The following is a 24187-nucleotide window of genomic DNA, read 5'->3' as shown; positions in this document are numbered from 1 at the left end:
TGCCGCATAAAGGCTTGGATGTACGAAGGGAGGCTCCCCGTTGGAAGAAATGAATGATGTGGAGTTGGAACAGTCAATAGAGATGCTCTGCCGTAGCAAGGCGGAGGAATTAAGGCTTGTCGGTTACGAATATGTCACCAGCAAAGATGTCTGGAATTGCGTCAGTCATAAATATGAAAAACAGGGCATCCCACCGCTTCACCAGCTGGTGAACGACATTTTGTCACTGAAAGCAACAAGCTTTATGAACTTTATGACCGTGTCTGCATACCGGGGGTCCTCTTTCTAGACGAAAGGGATCTTTTTTGTTGAAAATTGACTGCTTTTTACGGCATCGCTATAATAGGAATATTGAGAACGAAAGGGGATCTAGGAACGGCATGAAAAGAATTATCAGTTTCATTCTGGTCGTGCTTGTCACCACAGGGGTAATGGTGGGAACAAGCCCGGAGCTGCTCAAAAATATACGCTTGGGCCTTGATTTAAAGGGAGGCTACGAGATCTTATATGAAGCAGAGCCGCTCGATGAGGGACAACAAGTCACCAAAGCATCACTGGTGCAAACGGCCAAGAGTCTTGAAAGCCGCGCCAATGCGCTCGGAACAAGCGAACCGGAGGTAACCACTGAAGGAAGCAACCGGATTCGATTGAAGTTGGCAGGGGTTACAGACGAGGCTGAAGTTAGAGCCAAAATGAAAGAACCAGCAGTTTTGACCTTCCGTAGTAAAGCTGATAATGACAAGGAAGACGAATACACCAAAATCGAACTTCGCGGAAATGAATTTGTTGAGAATGCAGCCAAAGTTGTATTCACTCAATTGAATGAGCCTATGATTGACATTCAAGTGAAAGACAAAGCCAAATTTTCCGAGATTACCAAACGTTTGATCGGACAACCTCTTGCGATTTATTTGGACGATGAGCTACTCTCTGCTCCAACCGTTAGACAACAGTTGACAGATGGTTCCGCTCAGATTTCGGGTGCTTACACACGTGACGAAGCAAACCAGCTTCGTGACACCATTAACCTGGGTGCATTGCCACTGAAACTTACAGAGAAGTATTCACAAAGTGTTGGTGCAACACTTGGTAAGCTTTCTCTGGATCAGACTATTAAAGCGGGATTAATTGGTTCCGTTATTATCCTGGTGTTCATGATTGGGCTTTATCGCATTCCTGGTATTATTGCGAGTTTTGCCTTGATCACACATACGTGGCTTGTACTTGCGATCTTCTATATGGGAGAATTCGTACTTACCCTTCCAGGTATTGCGGCGTTTATCCTGGGTATAGGGATGGCGGTCGATGCCAATATCATCACGTACGAACGGATTAAAGAAGAGATGCGCAGTGGTAAGTCGATCTTGTCTTCGGTTAAAGCGGGTGGTAAACATTCCTTCCGAACAATCATTGACTCCAACATCACAACCATTATTGCTGCGGCTGTTATGTTCTTCTTGGGAACAGGTGCGGTAAAAGGTTTTGCACTCGTGCTGATTTTTGATATTGTCACCAGTATTATCACGAATATTTTCTTCTCCCGCTTCCTGTTGACCCTGCTTGTACGGGGTAACGTGTTGAAGAAGCCTAAGTACTTCGGAGTGAAGGAGAGTGAAATTCGTGCGCTTTAATTGGAATTTTGATTATGTTAAAGGTAGTAAGATTGCCTATATCTTCTCGATTATTCTGACGATTACGGGGATTGTCAGCATTCTGGCTTTGGGTTTGAATTACGCCGTTGATTTCCGTGCTGGCTCGAATGTGGATATCTCGGTATCCAAAGCAATCACAGCGGAGCAGATTAAACCTATCGTTAAGGACATCGGTGTTGATGAGGGTGATGTTACCATTACATCGGGGGCTGACCGTGTAAATGTTCGTTTCTCCAATGAATTGGATGAGACCCAAGAGAGCAAATTTAAACAGGAATTTACCAAACTGGATGCATCAGCTTCCTATGAAGTAAATACCGTCGATCCGGAGATGGCCAAAGAATTGGAGCGCAACGCGATCTACGCGGTACTCATTGCAAGTATCGGGATCATGATCTATGTTGCGATCCGGTTTGAGTGGCGCTTTGCTGTGGCAGCGGTCGTTTCACTGTTCCATGATGCATTTGTTGTAATAAGCGTATTCTCCATCTTCCGTTTGGAAGTGGATCTGACCTTCATTACTGCAGTACTGACCATTGTCGGATTCTCGATCAATGATACGATCGTTATCTTTGACCGGATTCGTGAGAATTTGCGATTTGCCAAAAAGACATCCAAAGCCGACTTGCGTGAGGTAGTCAATCACAGTTTGTCACAAACAATGACTCGTTCACTAAATACAACATTTACAGTTTTTGTTGCTTCACTTTGTTTGTTTATTTTTGGCGGAGAATCCATTCGCATGTTCTCGCTTGCGATGGTTATCGGAACACTGTTCGGCGCCTACTCTTCAATCTTTATTGCAGCACCATTATGGTTGACGCTCAAAGGTAAACAAGTTAACAAGCCAAAAACAGTAGCTAAAGAATCTAACTAAACATCTTATTGTGAAGCCGCGTCTGCCAGGCGCGGTTTTGCAACTTTATGTACAGAATTAAGGGGGAATATTCATGACCAGAGAACATATCCCATCTGCTCATGCTGCCACATGGAGCGGTATTGCTGGTAATATGGGACTTGCGGTGATCAAAGCGGGAGTCGGTTATATGGCAAACAGCAAATCATTGCTCGCTGACGGCTTGTATTCTGCTTCTGAAGCTGGTTCTGCCCTGGCTGGTCTTTTTCCCTCCAAGTCTGTACGCCATAAGAGCAAGGCTCGCAGGGAACGGTTTAGAGAACATTCACGTGTTGCCAGACCGGGAATTTCAGTATTGTTATCTGTCCTGATCCTCATGGGTGGATTGCAGCTTGCCATCTCTGCATTGGGTAGTCTCTCCGGAAGTGAACCGGAAGCACCTGGCAAGTCAGTACTTTTGGTGGCTGTTGCGGCTCTGGCTGTGAAGGAAGCAATTTTTCAATTTCAGTACAGATATTTCCGTAAACGAAATCAGTCTCAGGCGCTGGCCTATGCACAGCAACATCGCCGTGCACTCTATTGCTCGCTCACCGTATTAATCGGTATTATCGGTTCGATGGCTGGTGAAGAGACGGGCTTGAGTATGTTGCTCTACCTGGACCCCACGGCTGCGTTGATTGCTTCCAGTTTTGTGCTTCACAAGGGTTACCGAATGATTGTTGACACGGTATATGGTTCACTTGTTCAAGAACTGGAGCAAGAAGAAGCGTCCGATTTCAAAGAGACTGTACAGCGGGTGTATGGCATCATTACCATTGAACATTTGGTTGCACGTGAACAGGAACATGACGTTACGATTGAGCTGGTTATTAGTGTGAATCCAAGGATCTCAATATTGGAAGCACAGGAGATTGCGAATCGGGCCAAGACACTACTGCTAACCCGTTTCAGTCATGTGAAAGAAGTACAGATTCAAGCGATACCTTATGATCCAGGTTATCCCTATAAATCCAATCATGAACTGCCCGATCACGAAGCGACATTAATTCAGTAGTGAAGCGCGGGTCCAGTAGATCAGGAAAGGAGCGTTATCATTGCTTTATTCGCAATACCGGTGGAATACACCGAATATCGATTTGGAGGCGGCTGCGGGACTCTCGCAGGCGCTTTCCGTTTCACCCCTTGTTGGACGTTTGCTTGTGAGTCGAGGAGTGCACAATGAGAAGGAGGCAGAACGTTTTTTGCATCCTGATCTGAATCAGATGCATGATCCCTATCTGCTACTGGGCATGAATGAAGCAGTGCCTCGAATCAAGCTGGCTTTGGAGCGGGAAGAACACATTTTAATCTACGGGGATTATGACGCTGATGGCGTATCCAGTACATCGCTGATGATCCATTTGATGCGTCATCTTGGGGCTTCGTACGATATATACATTCCTCATCGCTCGAATGAAGGGTATGGGTTACACAACCATGCGTTGGATTGGGCCCATCAACAAGGCGTTTCATTGATTATTACCGTGGACACCGGAATCAGTGCTGTTGAACAGATTGCCTATGCGGCAACACTGGGTATCGAAGTCATTGTGACAGACCACCACGAACCGCCTGAAGTTTTGCCCGAAGCCTTTACACTTATCAATCCAAAACTTCCGGGATGTCCGTATCCTTTTAAAGGTTTGGCAGGAGCGGGGGTAGCCTTGAAGCTGGCTCAGGCATTGATCGGGGAAGTGCCCGGTGAATGGATGGAGATTGCGGCTATTGGCACTGTAGCCGATCTGATGCCTTTGGAAGGTGAGAATCGGGTTATCGTCAGTTATGGAATTGAATCCATGCGTGGTTCACGTCTTCCCGGTGTAAGTGCATTGCTTGAAATTAGTGGTGTGGATCAGAGTCAGGTGACTTCGATTAATATTGCCTTTGCTATGGCACCGCGTATTAATGCTAGTGGACGTTTGGATCATGCCGGGAGAGCAGTGTCACTTCTCACCACCGAGAATCTGGATGAAGCTCATACGCTTGCCGGCCAGCTCGATCTATTGAATCGGGAGCGGCAGCAAGTCGTTGAGGGCATATTACAAGAAGCAACGGCACAGTTGGAACAAAAGATACAGCTTCGTTCAGGATCCGTTCCAGATGTAATCGTATTGGCTGGTGAGGGCTGGAATGTTGGAGTGGTTGGTATTGTGGCTTCCAAATTGCTGGACCGCTATTACCGACCTACACTTATTCTTGGGATCGATCCGGAGAGTGGTGTCTGCAAAGGCTCTGCACGCTCCATTGAGGGCTTGGATATCTATCAGGCGCTTACGGTCAATAAACACACTATGGACCATTACGGGGGACATCCGGCTGCAGCAGGTATGACCCTGCATCGGGATCAGCTGGAGGAACTTGAGGCTGGCTTGAATGAGTTTGCTGCAACGGTGTTGACCGAAGAGGACTTTGTACCTCAGCGTCTTGCAGATGATGAATGCAGAATCAGTGATGTTCCGCTGAAAGTGATCCAGGAGATTGACAGACTTCAGCCTTTCGGGATGAGTAATCCTTCGCCACGGTTTGTGTTTAGAAGTGTGACTGTGAAGGAAACCAGAACGATGGGTCGAGAGAAACGTCATCTGAAATTGGTTCTGGAGCAAGATGGTCAGCAACTGGAAACGGTGGCTTTTGGTAAGGGAGCGTTAGCAGAGTTCCTTCTCCCAGGTTCCGTTATTGATGTGATGGGAGAACTGTCCATCAATGAATGGAATGGGATGAGAAAACCTCAATTGATGCTTCAGGACATTCATGTTCCTCAGGTCCAAGTATTTGATTTGCGCGGTAATACGGAGCCATTGAATGCGATGAAGCATTTCTTGAGCTCACTTGAGGTGCATCTGCGATACAAATCAGGTTCTGTTGGCGCTATTGTTCGGAAAGAAACAGACGTTTCCGAGGGAAATTCATTGTATGAACCTTGCCTTTGGGTATATGATAGAAAGGTCGGGTTATTTCCGTGTAATGCTGCTGCACAGCATTATGGACAGGAACAAGTCCGGACGTTATTTGTGTTTGATACGCCGGAAACCCCGGAACAACTTGATGCCATGCTGGCTTTGTTCAGTGGAGCTGAAAATATCATCCTTCTACACGGATCAGGCAACCGCCGAGATCGCCTTCAGATGCCTTCCAGAGATCTCTTTAAGCGTATTTATATGCAGGTGTTGAAATGGAAAGCTGAACCCGTGGAGGAACAAGAGATTACTCCTGTGCTCAGTCGTCAGTGTGGATGTTCGCCGCGCATGATTACGATGATGTTGGATGTATTCGAAGAGTTATCCTTCATTACCCGTGATAACGGAAAAATTGCGTTTGTGGATAACCCACCTAAGCGTGAACTAACCGGTTCACGTCACTATCAGGCGATCGAAAACATGGCCGAGATAGAACAGGTGATGCTGGATGCAGCCACACCGCAACTGACACAATGGATGATATCCCGGATGAAGGGCGTATCTTAGATGGAAGTTTGTGTATTTATTTTAGGAGGAGATTATTTTGGATTTTAAAGATTATATTCGTGTCATCCCTGACTTTCCACAACCGGGAATCAGCTTTAAGGACATTACAACATTGTTGAAAGATGGAGAAATGTACCGCAAGGCGATCAATGAACTGAAAGTGATGGTTTCTGATCTCAAAATTGACGTCATTGCTGGACCTGAAGCACGTGGTTTCGTTGTGGGCGCCCCTCTGGCATATGCTTTAGGTGTCGGTTTTGCTCCGATTCGTAAAAGTGGAAAACTGCCTGGAGAGACGATTGAAGTTGGTTATGATCTCGAGTATGGCAAAGATACACTCGCGATGCACACAGATGCGATTGAAAAAGGTCAAAATGTCTTGATCGCAGATGATCTGCTCGCAACGGGTGGAACGATTGCAACTTCCATCAACTTGATTGAACAATTGGGTGGCAACGTTGTCGGTGCTGCATTCCTGATCGAGCTGTCTGACCTGAATGGTCGTGCTAAATTGCCTGAGAAAATCGATGTATTCACATTGATGAACTACTAAGTTTAAAATCTCCACTTGGAGTGTTTTGATTAAAACCTGAATTGCTTTTCCCTTTTCCCGGGAAATAATATACAGCATTAATGATTGCGAAAAAGCCTGTTCTCTCCATCCGTTAGGGTTGGAAAGAACAGGCTTTTGATGTATATACGATGGAATTAATGGGGCGTTTTTTCAGTGATAGGCTGTTTTTTTGAATCATCATTCAACCAACCCAGCACTTCAAACAGTTTGAACAACAAGCTCATCAGGATTCCCACGATGGTTGCCAGTGCCATCCCTTTCAGATGAACGCCGTAGAAAGTAACTTCTGTACCACTCAGTCCAATGACCAATACAAGTGTAGTAAGCAACAGATTGGTCGGTTTGGCAAAATCGACTTTCTGTTCAACCAGAATACGCAGACCGGATGCTGCAATAACCCCGAACAGAAGCAGGGATACACCACCCATAACTGGCACAGGAATGTTGGCTACAAGCGCCGAGAATGTTCCTGAGAAGGAAAGTACGATTGCAATGACTGCTGCGCCACCAATGACATATGTGGAGTATACGCGAGTCAGGGCCATAACACCGATGTTCTCACCATAGGTTGTATTGGGAGTTGATCCTACAAACCCGGACAGAATGGTGGATACGCCGTTACCAAGCAGGGAACGATGGAGGCCAGGGTCTTTCGACAGATCTTTGCCTACGATGCTGCTCGTTACAAGCAAATGTCCAATATGTTCAACGATAACTACAAGCGCTACAGGTAGAATGGTGAAAATAACGGACCAGTCAAATGTAGGCGTTGTTACGGTTGGCAGTGAGATGAAATCAGCGTTTGCAATAGCTTTTTTTTCAACCAGACCCATAAAATAGCCTAATACATATCCGGATACAATTCCGATTAGAATATGAATAATTTTGGGGAATCCACGGAACGTTACGGCACCAATTACTGTGATTCCCAATGTGACCATGGACAAAATAATTGGCTTGGCTTGAGGTGCCCAGTTGGGATATTTAAGTACATCGGGATTAATCAGACCTGCCATTCCTGCAGCCACGGGCACAAGCTCCAGACCGATCAGGGCAACAATGGCACCCATAACCGCTGGTGGGAATACAACATTGATCCATCCTGTTCCAGCATATTTAATAATAAGAGCCACGAGGCAGAACACAAGTCCTGTAATGATAAAAGCTCCAAGTGCCATGGAGTAGCCGTTCTCTGGATGTGTTTTCAATACTGAAGTGACAGGAGCAATAAAGGCAAAACTGGACCCGAGATATGCGGGGATCTTTCCTTTACACATCAGTATGTACAACAGTGTTCCAATTCCGTTCATCAGCAGGATCATACTTGGATCGACACCGAACAGGTTCGGTACAAGTACTGTGCTGCCAAACATGGCGAACAAATGCTGAAGGCTAAGCAGTGAACCCGAGCCAAGTGGCATCTTTTGATTAACCTGAATTTCGCGTTGCAATGAATTTCATCTCCTTTTCCGAAACACAAACTTTCAATAGATTACAGAGTTTCTCTTAATTAAGCAATAACATTTTTGACGCAGCAGAGCGATGGAATTTATATTTTCATGAAATTTCCTTCTATTTCAGCAAATAACGGTAATAATACATAAGAATGAAGAAATATATTCAATCACCTGTGCGTCATGGAGAAACAGCTTAGAGGTCATGCGGATCACCAATATAAAAATTGGATAAGCGCTCTTATTCGTCAGCAGTTGACGGGAAACGGGCGAAGCGTCATAATTATAGGAAATTACTTTTACGGGGAACCTGTGTTGCAGCATTGTCACGGGTTCCATTTGGTATAGAAAGGACACGGAACAGATCAGAATGGGCATAGAGCAATTACTCGAGAAGGCCGGGGCATATATCAAAGAACCCGATCTGGTGCGCATACGAGAAGCTTACGAATTTGCTGATCAGGCCCACCATGGACAGACGCGAAAATCGGGAGAACCGTATATTCTGCATCCGCTTGCGGTTGCCGACATTGTTGTGAACATGCAGATGGACACCATCTCCATAATAGCAGCGCTTCTTCATGATGTAGTAGAAGATACTACGGTCTCACTTGAAGAGATCCGCAATCATTTCGGCAATACGTGTGCCATGCTTGTTGACGGCTTGACGAAGCTGGAACGTATTCAGTTTCGCTCCAAGGAAGAACAGCAGAACGAGAACTACCGCAAAATGTTCATCGCCATGGCGCAGGACATCCGTGTCATCGTGATTAAATTGGCTGACCGTCTGCATAATATGCGGACACTCAAGTTTCAGTCGGAAGAAAGCCAGCGCCGAATCTCATATGAGACGTTGGAAATTTTCTGTCCGATTGCGAACCGTTTGGGTATCTCTGCGATCAAATGGGAAATGGAGGACATCGCCCTCCGTTATTTGAATCCGCAGCAATACTACCGAATTGCAAACCTGATGCACAAAAAGCGTGCGGAACGTGAGCAATATATTGATACAGTTATGGATGGAATTACGAACAAGCTCGATGAGATGGGAATTCAGGCAGACCTTTCTGGCCGCCCGAAACATATCTACAGCGTGTTCAAGAAAATGACCACCAAAAACAAGCAGTTTAACGAAATTTACGACCTGCTTGCCATCCGTATTATTGTGGATAATATCAAGGATTGTTATGCTACTCTGGGAATTATACACACGCTATGGAAACCGATGCCTGGACGCTTTAAGGACTACATTGCAATGCCTAAGGCGAATATGTATCAATCGCTCCATACAACGGTAGTCGGTCCCAATGGTGAACCAACGGAAGTACAGATTCGGACATGGGATATGCACCGGACTGCTGAATTTGGTATCGCTGCCCACTGGGCTTACAAAGAAGGCGCTGCGAACGGAAATCATTTTGAAGATAAAATTACGTTCTTCCGTGAAATTCTTGAACTTCAAAACGAAGCACAGGATGCTTCGGAATTCGTAGAATCACTCAAAATGGATTTCTTCTCGGATCTGGTATTTGTATTTACGCCCAAAGGAGAAGTCATTGAATTGCCGATCGGCTCTGTTCCTTTGGATTTTGCTTACCGTATTCATACGGAGGTTGGTAATCGCACTATTGGTGCCAAAGTGAACGGTCGAATTGTTCCGCTTGATTACCATCTGAAGACAGGCGATATCATTGAAATTTTGACGTCCAAACATTCTTACGGACCGAGCCAAGACTGGATGAAAATTGCTAAATCTTCTCATGCACGAGCAAAGATCAAGCAATGGTTCAAGAAGGAACGCCGTGAAGAAAACGTTGAAAAAGGTCGGGAGAGCTGTGAGCGTGAACTGAAACGTATGGGGCTTGATCCTTCTGCGTGGATGACGGATGACAAGTTGATGGAAGCTGCCAAAAAATATGCGTTTAACGATATTGAGGATATGCTTGCGGCTGTTGGATTCGGTGGCATTACCGCTGCACAGATCGTGACCAAAGCAACCGAAAAACTGCGTAAAGAGCAGGAAGAGTCCAGTTTGCTGGAATTGAATTCCGAGATGCGCGAGCTGAAACCTGCACCTGAGCGTAGAAATCGACCAACTAACGGTATTCGTGTCAAAGGCATCGATAATCTGCTTGTTCGATTCGCACGATGCTGTAATCCTGTACCTGGGGATGACATTATCGGATACGTTACACGGGGCCGCGGCGTTTCGGTACACCGTAGTGACTGTCCAAATATCCCGACAAGTGCAGACGGAGAAGAAGCAGCACGCGTTATTGAGGTCGAGTGGGAAGAGAATATCGAAGCGAGCTACAGTGTGGATATTGAGATCACAGGCCATGATCGGAATGGCTTGCTCAACGAGGTACTTCAGGCTGTTTCCGAAAGTAAAACCAATATATCTGCCGTTACGGGACGGACAGACAAAAATAAATTAGCATTGGTGCACGTGACCATTCTGATTCGCAACACGGATCATCTGCATTCCGTTGTAGAACGGATCAAACGGGTGAAAGATGTTTATTCTGTGCATCGGATTATGCAGTAAGGAGCCTGTAAGATGAGGGTGCTTGTACAACGCTGTAAAGAGGCTCAGGTGACCGTTGGAGACGAGCTGACAGGTAAGATCCAATCCGGACTAATGCTGCTCGTAGGCATTACCCATGAGGACACAGAGAAGGATGCCCAGTATCTGGCTGATAAAGTTAGTGGGTTACGGATTTTTGAGGATGATCAGGAGAAGATGAATCTCAGTCTACTGGATGTAGGTGGTGCTGTATTGTCTGTTTCCCAGTTCACCTTGTACGGGGATTGTCGCAAAGGAAAACGCCCGAGCTTTGCGGCTGCGGCCCGACCTGAAGCTGCAGAACTGTTGTATGAAACGTTCAATCAGCTACTACGTGATAAAGGCATTCAAGTTGAAACGGGTCGTTTCGGAGCGATGATGGATGTGACGTTTACCAACTGGGGACCGGTGACTTTGATGCTTGAAAGTCCGGTTCGTCATGAACCACGTGCATAATTTCATAGGGTTCAGGCCATAATAAGGGATAATTCGTTGATGACTATTTCATGATCAAAGGAGTATCCAACCCATTATGCGCCAATCTGCGAAAGAAACACGTACTCGTACGGAACCTTTGGTGTTCCCGGGCAACCTGTATGAATCATTGCATCTTGCCCGTGCGGCTGCTGAATGTGTTGCAACGATCTGGGCACTTCAGGATTCAGACAAGGGGAAGCATAGCCATCTTCCGCGATCTTGATTGTCTTCACAGGTATAGAAACATCCGAAATTTGGATTATACAGATTCTGAAAAAGTCCTGGTTCGTAGTTATCGAATCAGGACTTTTTGTTGTGTGTTGTTATAAATTGCTCTGGTGAGGGTAATAACAAAACGAGGCACAACGAAGTGCCAATGTACTCAAGTCCCGATTCCTAAAGAAAGTTCGAACACGGAAAGGAGAACATACGTTATGAGTAAAGTTGCTTTTTTATTGGCGAATGACTTTGAAGATTCGGAGATGCAGGTTCCGTATGACGAAGTGAAAAAAGCTGGACATGAAGTGGAGATTATCGGATTAAAAGCCGGTGAGACCCTTAAAGGTAAGGGAGGAAAGGCCTCCTATTCGGCAGATAAGGCGATTACCGATGCATCCGCTTCGGATTATGATGCGGTCGTAATTCCTGGTGGATCATCCCCTGAGAATTTGCGAAGTGATGCGTATATCTTGAAGTTCGTCACCGAGATCAACAGTGCAAAGAAACCGATCGCAGCGATCTGTCATGGTCCGCAGATTTTGGCAAGTGCCGGTCTGTTGAAAGGCCGCACGATTACATCCTATCCACCACTTAAGGATGATATGGTAAACGCAGGAGCAGAGTTCAAGGATCATGAGGCCGTTGTGGATGGAAACTATATTACATCTCGCACGCCTGAAGATGAGCCAGCGTTTGTACGCGAACTGCTAAAAGTCATTTAACTTCACCCAGTTCAACTGACATACATGGATGTATCTTAACTACGTTACATCGTGAAGCCTACAAACTTCACGTTGCATTTCATTCCGAAAAAGGAGGGTTTGACATGACAAAACATATTCAGGCGTATTTTCGAACCGAAGACGAGGCAGAGGGAGCAAGAACTTCGCTCCAAACGTTCCGTACAGAGCATTTGGAAGTAGGTCAACTGGACAGTGCGGTAGGTAGAGACACGCGTGTTATGGTGCCACTGGTGCCTTATAATACAGCAGGTGGCGTAGGCACCAACGGAGCCATGGGTGTAGGTGCAGCCCCAGGTGTTCCAGCCAGCGAAAATGTGATTCCTGTGGTAGCGAATGTGGACCGTGATGCAGAACGGGATTCTCGTGACAGAGTGAATGAGGATGGAGACCTGCTGGATGCAGCGGATGTGTCTTCGGCCGATTATGATGATCTGCATTATGTTCTGTCTGCCAAAGTAAGAGATGAGGACTATGACGAGATTGTTCATAAGCTTCGTTCCAACCATGCCTATGTGGAAGATTTGAATTAACGTGTAGATACTTCTTGGCCCTTGTGCTGCTCGACCACACAGTCGAGTGATGTGCAAGGGCTTTTTAATCAGGAGGATATTAAAAAACTAATTTATAAAGCGCTATCATTTTTGTAATATTACTGTAATATTAGATACATAAGCCTTTAACATTGTGGGCTTATAATAACACACATGACCCCCTTTTTTTATATATCCTTTGAGCCTGCACACCGTGTGCAGGCTATTTTTTTTGAGCTAAGAATGTGTATGTTTTGGGCAGAGCTTACCCCTTTATTCAATTTTTGCTAGAATAGAGAGATGGGTTTATATATTCTACAGCGAATTGTTTTCATAGTTGGGCTACATTGGACGGTAAATCTAGCCCAAGCGATTAGGTTCAGGCGAATCCAATCCTATGACAGAGAGTATGAGGAATTCATCGCCAGAGTGATCCGTCATATTCCAGATGAACATATAATCGTTGAAACGGCCCCACCTTTTTTATATAAGTACGGGGCAGTCGTTTCTGCTTGATCGATGGAATTCGAAAGTTATATAGAATGCCTCGTTTGAGAAATGACACCTGCAATGCTAAAGCAACAGAGTTCTCATGCGAATGGCTAGAGACAGATTTAAGGGGGAATTAGTTTTGAGTAAGGTTGGAAGAAATGATTTATGCCCATGTGGTAGTGGGAAAAAATATAAGAAATGTTGTCTGAACAAGGAGTCCTCTGCAGTAGAATCCATACTGGGGATAATATCAACGGAGCAACCGGTTCGGGAAGCCTCCATTCAGCCTGAGAGCAAGCTGACCTTGACTAAGCTGAAAAAGATGGTGGCAAGCGAATTGAAATGGGAGCATCCGGCTCACGAACAGCTGGCCCTGCAGACTATTGAGAACATGAGGAACCAATACGAGCCAGAGGTGATTTTGGAAGCTCTGGTGCTATGGAACGGCTACTCCCGTCAGACCCGCCCTACTGTGAAGAAGACAGGCTCGTTCTCTGCTGCAATTGAGTATTTGCTGTCCGAGGAATACGGCTTCAATGTCTCAAAGGCTGAGCTGGCTGATAAATATGAGGTAACGACAGGCACGATCTCCCGGAAGGTTAAGGAGATGAATAGTTACATCGAAGAATACGGCATGGGCGGTGAAACGGACGAGCTATTGATGCTGAACGGCCCAGGCACATCGAAAGACAAAGCACAGGCTCTGCTGTCTAAGGCGATGGAAGCGAGCTCTTCCAAACGGAGAGTACATCTGGCGGAAACAGCGCTAGAGATGTATCCTGACAGCTCTGATGCGTATCTTATTCTTGCTGAGGAATCGGACGATGAGCAAGATGCACGAGCTTACCTCAAGGCTGGAATCGCTGCTGGCGAACGTGAACTGGGCGAACTGTTTTTTGAGAAGAACAAAGGGGACTTTTGGGGGCTTCATGAGACGCGTCCCTATATCCGGATATGCAAAAGCTATGCCGAATCCTGCTGGTTTGGCGGAGATGCCAAAGAAGCGGCACAAACCCTGGAGCATATTCTGGAGCTTAATACGGAAGATAATACCGGAGCACGTTACCTGCTCGCTGCTGTGTATTTGTACACCAACCAATTGGATCAGGCGGAGCAATTGTTAGAGAAGTATGGAAAAGGTGACGCTGCAGCTGCATTTGCCTATGACCAGATCATTCTGGAGTATAAGAAGAATGGAATCACCTCCCAGCTCAAAATGCTGTACCGTGTAGCCCGGGGTGTGAACAAACATGTGCCTGATTACCTGCTGGGTTTGAAGCGACTGCCGCTTAACCTCCCTGATTTTGTGGGAATGGGCGACTCCGACGAAGCGATTGAATATGTCATTATGCATTCCCGTTTATGGGCGAGCGCGCCGGATCTGTTGAAGTGGATGCTAAAACAATAGCGTTATGAAGCAATAGAAGTTGGAATTCATTGGTGGAATCCAGCTTCTATTAGCCGTGATTTCAGTGGACTCCCCATACCGTACAGCGTGTGAGAAAATTTTTTTAATGCTATCTTTTCGTGTTAACCCTTGACTTTAGCACTGCGGTTCATTACAATCAGAAAATAATACGTTGACTATAGTCAATTTAAGTCGTTTCTTGAACTATATTATTGATTTGATGACGGGACCAAGTACTCCGTGCCCACATGACCAGAGAGGAATCCCCAGGCTGTAAGGATTCTCTTGATGAGCGGACGAATGACTTCCCCGAGAACAGACGGCGAACACAGCAGACATGATCTGTTGACCAGTAGCCGGCCTGCGCAGGACGTGCGTTACACGTAGAGCGGAATATCTGCTTGGTCACAATGCCCTAGGCAATGTTGAGTCACCAGATATCACCTGAACGGCTAAAGTGTCAGGTTTTCCGGAATGTGGGTGGTACCACGGGTGAATGTATATTACACAATCTCTCGTCCCTTTGTTTGCTGTATACACAGCGACAGGGCGAGGGATTTTTTTGTTATATAGAGAAAATCAATGCTGGAGGGATCATTATGGCTTTTCAAAAACCGACTGGAACGCAGGATTTACTGCCTGGAGTTGTCGAGAAATGGCAGTATGTAGAAGAAAAAGCACGAGATCTATGTCGACGGTTTAATTATCGCGAGATTCGTACACCGATCTTCGAACAGACTTCTTTATTTGTACGCGGTGTAGGAGAGACTACCGATATCGTTGAGAAAGAAATGTATACCTTTGATGACAAAGGCAATCGCAGCATGACGCTTCGTCCGGAGGGAACAGCGGGTGTTGTCCGTGCGTATGTAGAGAACAAAATCTACGGCGAACCGGATGTGAGCAAGCTCTATTACATCGGTCCGATGTTCCGGTATGAGCGCCCGCAGGCAGGTCGTCAGCGTCAGTTCCACCAGTTTGGTGTAGAAGCCATCGGTGCGCTGGACCCGGCAATTGATGCGGAAGTAATCGCACTGGGCTACCAGTTGTGTGTAGAACTCGGCTTGAAGGATGTCAAAGTGGAGATCAACTCCGTTGGTAACTCGACCAGCCGTGCAGAATACCGCGAGACGTTACTTGGGTTCCTCAGACCGATGAAAGACAGCCTGTGCAAGGACTGTCAGTCCCGTATGGAGCGTAATCCGCTGCGTGTGCTTGACTGCAAAGTCGATCAGGACAAATTCGTAGGGGCACCGTCCATACTGGATAGCCTGGATGAAGAGTCTTTGAATCACTTCGCCAAGCTGCAGGCATACCTGGATGATTTCGGAGTAGATTATGCTGTGAACAATCGCTTGGTACGGGGCCTGGATTATTACACACTGACTGCGTTTGAATTAAAAGCCCAAGGAATTGGAGCGATTGATACGGTTGGCGGCGGTGGCCGATACAATGGACTTGTTGGAGATATCGGTGGACCTGATCAGCCGGGCATCGGCTTCGGTATTGGTCTGGAACGCATTCAACTGATTCTGGAGCACCAAAATATTGAGGTTACTACGCTGGCTCCACTGGATGTGTACTTTGTTGCTCTGGGAGAGGCTGCTGATCGTGAAGTGAACCGTTTGTTGTTCAAACTTCGTCAGTCTGGACTGTCTGGTGAACGTGATTATCTGGGCCGCAAGATGAAAGCACAGATGAAATCAGCTGACCGTTTCAAATCCCGCTACACTGCCATCCTTGGTGATGACGAGCTGGAGCGTGGTGAGATCGCCCTCAAGTCGATGGATACGGGTGAGCAACAAACCGTGAAGCTGGATGATCTGGTAGCGGCAATTCGCGAAGGTAAATGAGCACGAAGTGTTACATTAAATCTTAAACATTCAAGTAAAACAATTGATCCGGCAAGATTTACTGAGGTTCACCGACGATTCCAATTAAGCGGAAGTTGGCGAGCCAGAGGTAACATGCCTTTTCGAATACATGGTCTACACGTAACCGGACTGTTGAAGAGCAGGCACTAACTGCCCATACAGAACGGAAATTCACATAATGAGGAGTTTGGTTATGAAAAGAAGTCATCATTGCGGCGCATTAACACCCGCACACATCGGTGAAACAGTAACATTAAACGGTTGGGTTCAGACCCGTCGTGACTTGGGGGGCGTACTCTTCATCGACCTGCGTGATCGCAGCGGGATTGTACAAGTTGTCTTTAACCCGGCTTATTCCGGTGAAGCTCTACAAATCGCAGATCGCGTACGTAGCGAGTATGTTATCGCTGTAACGGGTAAAGTCGTTAAACGTGATGCAGAAACAGTTAACAAAAACCTGCCTACAGGCGAAATTGAAGTTCAAATTACAGAAATCGAAGTGCTGAACGCGGCAAAAACACCTCCATTCTTCATTGAAGATGGTGTCGAAGTTGATGAATCTCTTCGTCTGAAATATCGTTACCTGGACCTGCGTCGTCCGGAAATGTTCGAAACATTGAAACTGCGTTCCAAAGCATCCAAAGTGTTCCGTGACTACCTGGATGGAGAAGAGTTCGTTGAAGTGGAAACACCAATCCTAACCAAGAGCTCCCCGGAAGGTGCGCGTGATTATCTCGTACCGAGCCGTGTACATGAAGGTGAATTCTTCGCCTTGCCACAATCCCCACAAATCTACAAACAGTTGCTGATGGTGGGTGGCGTTGAGCGTTATTATCAGATCGCTCGTTGTTTCCGGGATGAGGATCTGCGTGCAGACCGTCAACCAGAATTCACTCAAGTCGACATCGAGACTTCTTTCTTGCAACAGGATGACCTGCTGCCAATGATGGAAGAACTGATGGCCAAATTGCTACGTGAAACCAAAGGTATTGAGCTGGAACTACCTTTCCAACGGATTACGTATGCAGATGCAATGGGCAAATATGGTTCAGACAAACCAGATCTGCGCTTTGGTATGGAACTGGTTGAAATGAACGATATCGTAGCAAACAGTGGTGTGAAAGTATTTGCTTCTGTCATCGAAAAAGGTGGAGAAGTCAAAGTATTGAACGCTAAAGGCTGTGGCACATGGAGTCGTAAAGAGATCGATGATCTTGGACCATTTGCTGCACGTTACGGTGCGAAAGGTCTAGCTTGGATTCAAGTGAAAGACGGCGAGTTCAAAGGGCCAATCGTGAAGTTCTTCACGCCTGAAGAAATCGAAGCTGTCAAAGAACGTACAGGTGCTGAAGATGGCGACTTGCTGCTCTTCTCCGCAGACACCAAAAAAGTGGTTGCTGACGTTCTGGGCGCATTGCGTCTGAAAATCGGCCGTCAACTTGGTCTGATTGATGACAGCAAATTCAAATTTGCTTGGGTTGTGGACTTCCCGCTCCTCGGATATGATGAAGATGCAAAACGTTATGTGGCAGAACACCATCCGTTCACTCGTCCAAAAGACGAAGATGTGCATCTGTTCGACACTGATCCGGGTGCAATTCGCGCTCAAGCCTATGACCTTGTTCTCAATGGTTATGAAGTAGGTGGCGGTTCGATGCGTATCTACAAACGTGATGTTCAAGAGAAAATGTTTGCTGCCCTTGGACTCTCTACAGAAGTAGCGAATGAGAAATTCGGCTATCTGTTAGAAGCATTCGAATATGGAACTCCACCACATGGTGGTATTGCCTTTGGTCTGGACCGTCTCGTCATGTTGCTGGCAGGCCGTACGAATCTGCGTGAAACGATTGCCTTCCCGAAAACAGCAAGTGCAACGGATCTGCTCATGAATGCACCTTCCGAAGTGGATGACTCTCAATTGGAACAACTTCACATCCGCGTAGCCCTTAAACAGGTAGCGGAAAAGAAATAAAGGAGGCATCGATTCTCAATGCTCCATCAATTTTCAAGAACAGAACTTGCGATCGGACCTGAAGGTCTGGATACGTTGAAGAATAGTACAGTCGCTGTGCTCGGTATTGGCGGCGTAGGTGGTATTGCTGTAGAAGCTCTTGCCCGTAGCGGGGTTGGGCGCATCATCCTGATTGATAAAGACGTAGTGGACATCACCAACATTAACCGCCAGATTCATGCGCTGACTACGACAGTGGGGCAGAAGAAAGCGGATCTGATGGTGGAGCGTGTGAAACTGATCAATCCGGAATGTGATGCGATTGCCCTGAATATGTTTTACACGGAAGAAACGTATGAGGAATTGTTCAAATATGAACTGGATTATGTGCTGGATGCATCCGACACGATTATCTATAAAATCCATCTCATTAAAGAGTGTCTGAAACGTAAAATTCCGATGATTTCCAGCATGGGTGCGGCGAATAAAATGGACCCGACGAAATTCCAGGTTGCGGATATTTCGAAAACGACCATGGACCCGATTGCTCGTGTTGTGCGTACGACACTTCGTAAAGACGGCATTAAAAAAGGTGTGAAAGTGGTCTTCTCGACTGAAAAGCCGATGAAACCGCGTGAGGACGTAACACAAAAAATCGTTCCCGAGAATGCTCCGGAAATTCGTAAGGCTAAACAGCCACCTGCGAGTAACTCATTCGTGCCTCCGGTAGCTGGACTGATTATGGTCAGTGTTGCCGTTAAGGATTTGTTAGAAATTGCAGAGAACAAACAGCAGTAACATGCTGCCAACTGAAAAAGCGTGGATGCCGATAAGGCATCTGCGCTTTTTTGTGTAGGTCATACGTCGAAAGACGGAGCAACGGGACGTCAATCGTCTATGATAGCCGAACTGCATCTCTAGATAAATGTCAGAGTTACATCATGTACTTCAAAGTCAAAACCGTGTATGATATTCACTGCTGCGCGAAATGATGATACATACATAATGAATTTGCGGCTACAGAGAGGGGAATAGAACGAAATGAAACACGGATGGATGACCAGACGTCTTGGCATGGAGCCAGGAGACCAGTGGAAGAAGGAAATTGTGGCGGGAGCCATTTCCTATTTTGCCGTGGTCTATATCGTTATGGTCAATGCTACAATTCTTTCGGATGCCGGGATGCCCTTACAGGCGGCCATGGTTGGAACCCTGCTGACGTCCATTGCAGGCTGTTTGCTCATGGCATTTGGCGGAAAATCACCGATTATCGTAGTACCCGGAATGGGGATTAATGCATTTTTTACGTATACACTCGTACATTCTATGAAATTAAGCTGGCAAGAAGCGCTGGCTGTTGTTACCGTTACAGGTATACTGTTTGCCATTGTTGCGTTTACGTCACTATACAAAATGATCAGCGAAGCGATCCCGAAAAATCTGCAGCATGGCATTACGGTCGGGATTGGTTTGTTTCTGACATTTATCGGTTTACAAAAAAGTGGAATCGTCATCGCACATCAGACCACGTTTGTCGCGATTGGGCATTTCAATGATCCGAATGTCATTACAGCCTGCGTTACGCTGGTGCTTGCCTTGATTTTATTTATACGAAATGTACAGGGGGGACTTCTGATCAGTATTCTGGTCGGGACAGGCCTTGCCTATGTACTTGGAGCAGTGAACCCGGGTGAATCCGTATCAGCGATGGATGCGCTGCGTCAATACGGCGGTTTGTTTGGCGAATTGTCTTTGATGAAGTTGGCTGATGTCGCGTTCTGGATCGCGGTATTTTTGCTACTGCTAATTGTAGTGTTCGAAAATATCGGATTAATTACCGCTCAGACACAGATGATTGGTCGTCCAGAGCGGTTCAAAGGAAGTTTGCGTGCCCTATCCATTAGCACCGTGCTGGCAGGTGTATTCGGAAGCAGTCCTCCAGTTGCTGCAGCAGAGACTACAGCCGGAATTGCGGCAGGCGGTCGCACAGGTTTGACTCCGCTCGTTACAGCCGTGTTATTCGGAGCTACGTTCTTCTTCATCCCGCTACTCGGTTACATTCCGGACAGTGCGATTGCTCCCATTTTGATCATTATTGGTGGCCTGATGGTGCAAGGTGTGAAAGATATGGATTTTGGTGACTTCACAGAGGCGTTCCCAGCATTTCTGATCATGGTCATGATTCCATTTACATATAGCATCGTGGACGGTATGGCGTTTGGATTTATTGCCTATCCCTTAGCGAAGCTGGCAGCAGGTCAAGGTAAACAGGTGCCTGTGGTCATGTATGGCATATCCATCCTCTTTTTAGCCAATTTTGTGTTGCATGGAGTTTTGTAAAGCTGTGTTAAATTAAACAACAAAAGGCAACGTCATGTAAGTTCATACGTATGATCTCTGGTGAGCAGATGGAGAACGGGAGGAACGGGAATGGAAGAGCAACAACAAGCAGGGCAGAATGAACCGAAGGTAGGAAAAAAGGGATTTAAGGATTTCGTCAAGCTTATCGCTTCCACAAATCCGCCAAAACTGATTTTGATTCTTGCCCTCATCTTAACCCTGATTCAAACAACAGCCGGACTGATCGTGCCATTGATGACCAAAGGTCTGATTGATGGATTAACCACTTCGGCATTGAACAAATCTGTTATTTTGTTATTGCTTGGGGCATTTGTAATTCAGGCGATTGCCTCGGGTATTAGCATTTATATGTTAAATTACGCCGGACAACGCGTCGTCGCAACACTTCGCACCAAGCTGTGGAACAAGGTATTGTCGCTACGAATGCCGTATTTTGATCGTAATCGGACAGGCGATACGATGAGTCGGATTACCAATGATACAAGCCAGATCATGACGTTGATCGCAGACTATCTGGTTTCCTTTGTGTCCAACATCGTTGCTGTTGTGGGTGGCGCGGCATTACTATTTTACTTGGATTGGGTGATGTCGCTCATTATTCTGAGTTTGGTACCACTTACGCTGTTGATTCTATTGCCGGTCGGTAAGAAGATGTACAAGATCTCCAAGAAGCAGCAGGATGAGATGGCAGGTCTTACATCCGTGCTCAGTCAGGTTATTGGCGAGATCCGCTTGGTCAAAGCCTACGGCACGGAGAAACAGGAAGTGGAAGCAGGGGATTCCCGTATTCGTAAAATGTTCGCTTTTGGTTTGCAGGAAGCCCGCATCCTTGCCCTGATCGGTCCTTTGTTTACATTTGTCATGACTGCCGTACTGGTCGTTATTCTGGGTGTGGGAGGAATGCGTGTAGCGTCTGGACTGTTGTCGCCTGGTGAACTGGTTGCGTTCATTTTGCTGTTGTTCCAGGTCATTATGCCAATGGGACAATTCACGACGCTATACTCCCGTTTGCAAAAAGTCGTAGGTGCAACGGAGCGCATACAAGCGATCCTTGCCGATGAGGAAGAGCCACATGACAGCACCAAGATAGCTCCAAAAGGAAATGAGACGATTGCATTCCATGATGTACACTTTTCCTATGTTACAGGTGAGGAAGTGCTGCACGGAATCAATCTGACGGTACCTACACAAAAAGTGACAGCCATTGTCGGTCCCAGCGGTAGCGGAAAATCAACACTGTTCTCCTTGATGGAGCAGTTCTATATGCCCGATTCAGGCCATATTTCGTATGGAGGACAAGCGATAACCGATTATTCTTTGGCCTCCTGGCGTAGCAAAATCGGGTATGTATCTCAGGAAAGTCCGCTTATGGCGGGTTCAATCCGAGATAATATGACCTACGGATTGAACCGTGAGGTCACGATGGATGAGATCCGGCGAGCTGCTGAGATGGCCTATTCTGCCGATTTCATCGACAAGCTGCCACAGGGATATGACACGGAAGTGGGCGAGAGAGGAATCAAGTTATCCGGGGGCCAACGTCAACGGATTGCTATTGCTCGTGCCTTACTGCGCAGTCCGGATATTCTCATGTTGGATGAAGCGACATCCAGTCTGGACAGTACCTCGGAGTATGAAGTACAACAGGCTTTGTCCAACCTGATGGAAGGCAGAACCACGATCGTGATCGCACACCGACTGTCCACAGTTGTGGATTCCGATCAGATTGTTGTATTGGAGCATGGACATGTTACCGGAACAGGAACTCATACGGAATTAATTAGCAATCATCCGGTATACCGTGAATTAGCGCAGAAGCAGTTTGTGGCACAGGAAGGCAATGCAGTTACAGTACAAAACGAAGAGTAATTCCCATTAATGCAGGGTCTCCGCTATTATACCCATGAGGTATTTCAACGGAGATCCTTCTTCTTTTCTTAAATTCCTCATATTTACAGTAAGACCAACATACTCTATATTATAGATACCGACCGTTGGTATGTATAAGGAGGGACTTATGGCTAGAAATAAATACCCTGAGCAGACACTGGACCTGATTCTGGCAGTTTCAACTCAAATGTTTACCGAAAAGGGATATGAAAAGACCAGTATTCAAGACATTATAGATGAATTAGGTATGTCCAAAGGTGCAATATATCATCACTTCAAGTCTAAGGAGGATATTCTCAGTGCAGTGATGGAGAAGGAGCTTGGGCGGGCAGAAGATATGTTTATGGAACTCATCCAGAACACGCATGCTCCGAATGCCAGACAGAAGCTCATCAGTATTTTGGAAAATATTATCGTTGATCCTGGAATCCAATCCAACTCAATAGATCAGGTTCTAAGCACTCAGATCAAGAATCCACAGTTTGTACTTGGTGGAATCAGGAAGGGTGTTCTAAAAGACGCACGAATTATTGCCAATATCATGGAGCAAGGCAAGAGTGATGGATCGATCTCTGTCGAATATCCGCTGGAGTGCGCTGAAATCTTCATGCTGCTCGTTAATATCTGGATCAACCCTCTTCTTTTTGGCAGAAATCAGGAGCAGACATTGGAAAGGCTTAAGTTTTTGCAACACATGATGAAACTCTTGGGAGCAGATATCGTTAGCGAACAGCTCATTCAGCGAATTACGAATCGGCATGCCAGCACAGGAGGCTATGCGGAGGCGGAATAAACATACACCTGATTGTTTGAAATGGAGAGGGAGAAGATGTTGAAAAGTAGTGAGCTTGCCATATGCAAGAGCATAGACATTGATCAACCCATTCATGATATACAGTTAAATTGGTTGTCAGGAGATATCATAGTTCTTCCGAGTGTGGATGAACTGATTCACGTTATGCAATATGCGGATGCGTGGTTTTCCAAGCGAAGGCTGATGCAAGTTAACATACGAGGGGATACCTTAAGCATTGTGGACGGGAGAAAAAGGGGAGGACTCATCGGGTTAAACGTAGGTCGAACAGTATTGAAGATTCAGCTACCAACTCGGGTTTTTAACAGTATTTTGCTAAACTCCACAGGAGGAAAACTCCGGTTGAATCGGCTTCTGGCCACTCGCTGTCAATGCAAGATCACCTCAGGTCATGTAGATCTATCAGGGAGGATGGAGGAGCTTGAACTGTGCGCAGTGGTATCCGTAGTGAAAGTACAACACCTTATTGCAGATAAGCTTAATCTTCAATCCAGTTCAGCCAAGATCGACATTTCGGGGGAGTTTCGTCACTTGCAAATTACCACAACAGGCAGAGAATTAAATATGGACTGTCTCAAGATGCCAGAGAGATTGCATTCCGTATCCACAGGGGCAAAGGCAGTGGTTTCCATTCCAGATAACGAAGGTTTCCGAATCATACTTAAAAGAAGATCAGGAGCGTTAAAAAGTGAATTTGATTTGACTCCCCTTCATGGGAACAGCAACGATCTAATACACAAAAGTAGAAAAAGTGAATTCCAAGTGGATATTCGAGGAGGAGCTTTTCATCTGAAATCCAGGAAATGAGAGACTGTTCGTGTGT

20 protein-coding genes are annotated in these 24187 nt (G+C 46.2%); 19 read left to right on the top strand and 1 reads right to left on the bottom strand.

Features of this window, described 5'->3' with window-relative positions; all coding sequences use genetic code 11:
• Positions 1–49 precede the first annotated feature (49 nt).
• The 6 genes from MHI06_RS23045 to MHI06_RS23020 all read left to right on the top strand — a co-directional run bounded on the left by MHI06_RS23045 (position 50) and on the right by MHI06_RS23020 (position 6564).
• Positions 50–289, top strand: a complete 240-nt coding sequence (locus tag MHI06_RS23045; protein ID WP_036617497.1) for a post-transcriptional regulator — start codon at positions 50–52, stop codon at positions 287–289.
• Positions 290–380: 91 nt separating this feature from the next.
• Positions 381–1631: a protein translocase subunit SecD gene (secD, locus tag MHI06_RS23040; protein WP_340399236.1), complete on the top strand. Its 1251-nt coding sequence runs from the start codon at positions 381–383 to the stop codon at positions 1629–1631.
• Positions 1621–2529, top strand: coding sequence for a protein translocase subunit SecF (secF, locus tag MHI06_RS23035; protein WP_340399235.1), 909 nt, complete (start codon positions 1621–1623; stop codon positions 2527–2529). Before secD ends, secF begins: the two co-directional genes overlap by 11 nt.
• A gap of 73 nt (positions 2530–2602) precedes the next feature.
• Complete coding sequence (locus tag MHI06_RS23030) at positions 2603–3562, top strand: cation diffusion facilitator family transporter (protein ID WP_340399234.1); 960 nt, start codon at positions 2603–2605, stop codon at positions 3560–3562.
• Between the two features lie 40 nt (positions 3563–3602).
• Positions 3603–6011, top strand: coding sequence for a single-stranded-DNA-specific exonuclease RecJ (gene recJ / locus MHI06_RS23025; RefSeq protein ID WP_340399233.1), 2409 nt, complete (start codon positions 3603–3605; stop codon positions 6009–6011).
• A 37-nt stretch (positions 6012–6048) separates the two neighbouring features.
• The gene (locus MHI06_RS23020) at positions 6049–6564 is read left to right on the top strand and encodes an adenine phosphoribosyltransferase (RefSeq protein WP_047844084.1); all 516 of its coding nucleotides are present in this window, start codon (positions 6049–6051) and stop codon (positions 6562–6564) included.
• A 155-nt stretch (positions 6565–6719) separates the two neighbouring features.
• Here the strand turns inward: MHI06_RS23020 and uraA are convergent, their stop codons facing one another.
• Complete coding sequence (uraA, locus tag MHI06_RS23015) at positions 6720–8036, bottom strand: uracil permease (RefSeq protein ID WP_340399232.1); 1317 nt, start codon at positions 8034–8036, stop codon at positions 6720–6722.
• Between the two features lie 373 nt (positions 8037–8409).
• Here uraA and MHI06_RS23010 point away from each other — a divergent pair, with 373 nt between their 5' ends.
• From MHI06_RS23010 to MHI06_RS22950, 13 genes are all read left to right on the top strand, one after another.
• Complete coding sequence (locus tag MHI06_RS23010) at positions 8410–10587, top strand: bifunctional (p)ppGpp synthetase/guanosine-3',5'-bis(diphosphate) 3'-pyrophosphohydrolase (RefSeq protein WP_264935984.1); 2178 nt, start codon at positions 8410–8412, stop codon at positions 10585–10587.
• Positions 10588–10599: 12 nt separating this feature from the next.
• Positions 10600–11061 carry a D-aminoacyl-tRNA deacylase gene (gene dtd / locus MHI06_RS23005; protein ID WP_340399231.1) on the top strand — a complete coding sequence of 154 codons (462 nt, stop codon included), beginning with the start codon at positions 10600–10602 and terminating at the stop codon, positions 11059–11061.
• Between the two features lie 76 nt (positions 11062–11137).
• On the top strand, positions 11138–11305 hold the full coding sequence (locus MHI06_RS23000; RefSeq protein ID WP_340399230.1) for a hypothetical protein: 168 nt from the start codon (positions 11138–11140) through the stop codon (positions 11303–11305).
• Positions 11306–11516: 211 nt separating this feature from the next.
• Positions 11517–12023 (top strand): type 1 glutamine amidotransferase domain-containing protein, encoded by a 507-nt coding sequence (locus MHI06_RS22995; RefSeq protein WP_340399229.1) that lies wholly within the window; start codon positions 11517–11519, stop codon positions 12021–12023.
• Positions 12024–12127: 104 nt separating this feature from the next.
• Entirely contained in the window at positions 12128–12574 is a 447-nt protein-coding gene (locus tag MHI06_RS22990) for a hypothetical protein (protein WP_169481819.1), read from the top strand.
• A 631-nt stretch (positions 12575–13205) separates the two neighbouring features.
• Complete coding sequence (locus MHI06_RS22985) at positions 13206–14474, top strand: SEC-C metal-binding domain-containing protein (RefSeq protein ID WP_169481820.1); 1269 nt, start codon at positions 13206–13208, stop codon at positions 14472–14474.
• Positions 14475–15073: 599 nt separating this feature from the next.
• Entirely contained in the window at positions 15074–16327 is a 1254-nt protein-coding gene (gene hisS / locus MHI06_RS22980) for a histidine--tRNA ligase (protein ID WP_017686789.1), read from the top strand.
• Between the two features lie 214 nt (positions 16328–16541).
• Entirely contained in the window at positions 16542–18320 is a 1779-nt protein-coding gene (gene aspS, locus MHI06_RS22975) for an aspartate--tRNA ligase (protein ID WP_340399228.1), read from the top strand.
• An 18-nt stretch (positions 18321–18338) separates the two neighbouring features.
• Positions 18339–19097, top strand: coding sequence for a tRNA threonylcarbamoyladenosine dehydratase (locus MHI06_RS22970; protein WP_169481823.1), 759 nt, complete (start codon positions 18339–18341; stop codon positions 19095–19097).
• A 243-nt stretch (positions 19098–19340) separates the two neighbouring features.
• Positions 19341–20639 carry an NCS2 family permease gene (locus MHI06_RS22965; RefSeq protein WP_339789394.1) on the top strand — a complete coding sequence of 433 codons (1299 nt, stop codon included), beginning with the start codon at positions 19341–19343 and terminating at the stop codon, positions 20637–20639.
• Between the two features lie 90 nt (positions 20640–20729).
• Positions 20730–22529 (top strand): ABC transporter ATP-binding protein, encoded by a 1800-nt coding sequence (locus MHI06_RS22960; protein WP_340399227.1) that lies wholly within the window; start codon positions 20730–20732, stop codon positions 22527–22529.
• Between the two features lie 148 nt (positions 22530–22677).
• Positions 22678–23343, top strand: a complete 666-nt coding sequence (locus MHI06_RS22955) for a TetR/AcrR family transcriptional regulator (RefSeq protein ID WP_340399226.1) — start codon at positions 22678–22680, stop codon at positions 23341–23343.
• A gap of 36 nt (positions 23344–23379) precedes the next feature.
• Positions 23380–24171 carry a DUF4097 family beta strand repeat-containing protein gene (locus MHI06_RS22950; protein WP_340399225.1) on the top strand — a complete coding sequence of 264 codons (792 nt, stop codon included), beginning with the start codon at positions 23380–23382 and terminating at the stop codon, positions 24169–24171.
• Positions 24172–24187 lie beyond the last annotated feature (16 nt).

Source organism: Paenibacillus sp. FSL H8-0079, from assembly GCF_037991315.1.
In the GTDB taxonomy this organism is placed as follows: Bacteria; Bacillota; Bacilli; order Paenibacillales; family Paenibacillaceae; genus Paenibacillus.
Note: the sequence above shows the minus strand (reverse complement) of the source record. Positions and strands in the feature narration are given on the sequence as shown.